Consider the following 2,627-nt stretch of genomic DNA (forward strand, 5'->3'; position numbering starts at 1 on the left):
CTACTGGTCACCGGGCCGGCAGGGGTAGCTAGCTGGGCGGCGGCTGGTCGCGCGGCGCCGTCAACCGCGGTGACCGGTCCCGGCTGACCCAGGCCAGCAGCCCCACCACCCCGGCGGCCGCGAACGACGCGATGCACAGCCACACCACCGCTCCGGTGAAGGAACGGGTGTTGGGGTCGGTGTAGCGGGCCTGGGCGGTCATGGTGGTCACCACCCCGGGCTTGAGCTTCCACGACACCACGTCGGGCTCGACCCGGTCACCGTTGGTTGAGGTCACTACCCCGGGGAACGCGACCGTCAGCTCGACGTCGGCCTCGGGATCGGTCAGCGAGGTCAGATCCGCCCGACCCTCCAGGATCACCAGGTTGCCGTTGCGGCGCAGCGTCAGGTTCACCCCGGAGGCGTCGGAGTTCATGTTGGCCAGCTGCGGCAACTCCGCGAACGTCAGGTCGGAGAACACCGCCTGCGAGCCGACGTAGCCGTCGCTGTCGTAGTTCGACACCGCCACCTTCTGGCTGAACGGCAGGTTGTTGCTGTCCAGTTGGGGGCCGGTGTCCTTGGGGGTCTTGGGTTTCGCGGCGGCGACGATCTCGCCGGACACCAGGTCGTCGGGGGAGATGGTGAGCGAGGCCCGGACCCGCAGGCACCCGGTGGCCAACGGCACCACCAGCAGCAGCAGCGCGAGGGCGGTCAGGCGGCGCCGTCGAGTTCGAGACGCTCGGGATCCTCGGCTGCGGGGCGGGGGAGAGCTGGCTCGCACCAGGTCATCGTGCCAGATCCGATGTGCCACCCGAATGAGGTGGCGTCTTCCGACCTGGGCCGGGTCGCGGGCCGGCTCCGGCTATAGCGGTAGCTTGCGGCCCAGGATCGCAAAAGCCCGCGGGTCGCCGGCGAAGTGGTAGCCGCGAATGACGTCGGTGAAGCCCAGGCGCCGATACAACCGCCAGGCGCGGTTGGGCTCACCATTGGTTTCCGGCGTGGAAAGCAGCACATTCTGTTCGGCGCGACCGGCGAGCAGCCGTCGGGCCAGCGCCTCGCCCAGCCCGCGGCCCTGGGCGCGGGGGTGGATGTGCAGCTCGGTCAGCTCGAAGTAGCTGTTCATCAGCCGCGAGATCTCCTGCGGCGGTGAGCCGCCGCGCTGCATGCCCAGCACCACCTGCTGTTGCCACCATTGCCCGGGCGCGCCGGGATAGCCGTAGGCCACCCCGAGCAGCGGGGCGCTGGCCAGGGCCTCGGCCGAGGGCGGTTGCCCGCCTGCGTCTTCGGCCTCCTCGGTTTCGACGACGCCGGCCCCCTGCCAGCCCCGCCGCCGGATGTGTTCCAGCCACATCGCGGCGCGCTGGTTCTCGGTGCCGCGTGGGTAGCGCATCGCATCGACGTACACCGCCAGGGCGTCACCGAGGCGACGCTCCATGTCGTGGGGCAGCAGATCGATGAGAAATATCGCCAACTCGCGGTCTCCTCCTCATCGGTTCCTCATCGGTGCGCGGGGCGCTGCGGTGCGTCGGCGGCAGGTGGTCGCGGCGGGCCGGGCCGCTATCGCCCATTATCGGACCCACGTGCGACGGCCCGACGAGTGGTCGTGACACCGGACCGACGAACGGCCGCGGTTCGGGAAGCCGGTTGTAGCGCACGGCAGTTCCGGTCTGCGGGGGTGTCCGCGGGCGGCCGGGATAGAATCGGCGCCGAACCAGTGGTATGGGGCAGATTGACCTCGTATCATTTCAATTAGTTGCCCCCGCAACGGGCATCCGCGTGCTACCGATAGTCACGTGCCTAACAGTCGGCAAGGAGGGACGAATGCCACTCTCCGATCATGAGCAGCGGATGCTCGATCAGATCGAGAGCGCTCTCTACGCCGAGGACCCCAAATTCGCGTCGAGTGTTCGCGGTGGAGGTTTTCGCGCACCGACCGCCCGCCGGCGGTTGCAGGGCGTGGCGCTGTTCGTCATCGGTCTCGCGATGCTGGTCTCCGGGGTGGCGTTCAAGGCGACGATGATCGGAAACTTCCCGATCCTCAGCGTCTTCGGGTTCATCGTCATGTTCGGCGGAGTGATCTTCGCGATCACCGGCCCCCGGTTGTCCGGCAGGCCCGACCATTCCGGCCCGGCGGCCACGTCGCTGCGTCAACGCCGCAACAAGAGCGGGGGCTCGTTCACCAGCCGCATGGAGGACCGGTTCCGCCGTCGTTTCGACGACTAACCGCATCCACACACACTCGGGGTAGCCATCGGCTGCCCCGATTTGTTTTTCCGGGGGCGGGAGCCGTCGGCCGGGCATCCGGCCTCCGCGCAACCGTCGATGCCGTTCTGCTGCTCAATCGAGGCCTAACCGCAGCGCGTCTCGGTATCGATGCCCCACCACGCCCCACTAAAGTCCCCCACAACGCCCCATTCTTAGGGTGTAGCCGCGGCGTTTTCAGGGTTATCCGTCGTCAGGACGCCGTCAAAGCCGCGCAAAGGGTGTGTCGCGCCCCGCCCGGGACGTCTGTCGCGCTCTGGATCGCGGACCGATTACCAGGCGAAATACCGTCGGTGGGGCGTTGTGGGGGACTTTAGTGGGGCGTGGCGCTGTTCGTCATCGGTCTCGCGATGCTGGTCTCCGGGGTGGCGTTCAAGGCTACGATG

At 68.3% G+C, this 2,627-nt stretch carries 3 protein-coding genes; 1 reads left to right on the plus strand and 2 read right to left on the minus strand.

The window, feature by feature from the left end:
• Window positions 1-28: 28 nt before the first annotated feature.
• A complete protein-coding gene (locus tag A5646_RS16430; RefSeq protein WP_082972542.1) occupies window positions 29-760 on the minus strand; it encodes a DUF3153 domain-containing protein in 732 nt (243 codons plus the stop codon).
• A gap of 81 nt (window positions 761-841) precedes the next feature.
• Complete coding sequence (locus tag A5646_RS16435) at window positions 842-1,450, minus strand: N-acetyltransferase (RefSeq protein ID WP_066875993.1); 609 nt, start codon at window positions 1,448-1,450, stop codon at window positions 842-844.
• A gap of 350 nt (window positions 1,451-1,800) precedes the next feature.
• Here A5646_RS16435 and A5646_RS16440 point away from each other — a divergent pair, with 350 nt between their 5' ends.
• Window positions 1,801-2,202: a DUF3040 domain-containing protein gene (locus A5646_RS16440; RefSeq protein WP_066873395.1), complete on the plus strand. Its 402-nt coding sequence runs from the start codon at window positions 1,801-1,803 to the stop codon at window positions 2,200-2,202.
• The last annotated feature ends 425 nt before the right edge of the window (window positions 2,203-2,627 follow it).

It is taken from the genome of Mycobacterium sp. 1245499.0 (genome assembly GCF_001673615.1).
Taxonomy (GTDB): Bacteria; Actinomycetota; Actinomycetes; order Mycobacteriales; family Mycobacteriaceae; genus Mycobacterium; species Mycobacterium europaeum_A.

Bases quoted from the DNA above. Each gene is read 5' to 3' on its own strand.
- A5646_RS16440 (WP_066873395.1), top strand. From the start codon at position 1,801: ATGCCACTCTCCGATCATGAGCAGCGGATGCTCGATCAGATCGAGAGC.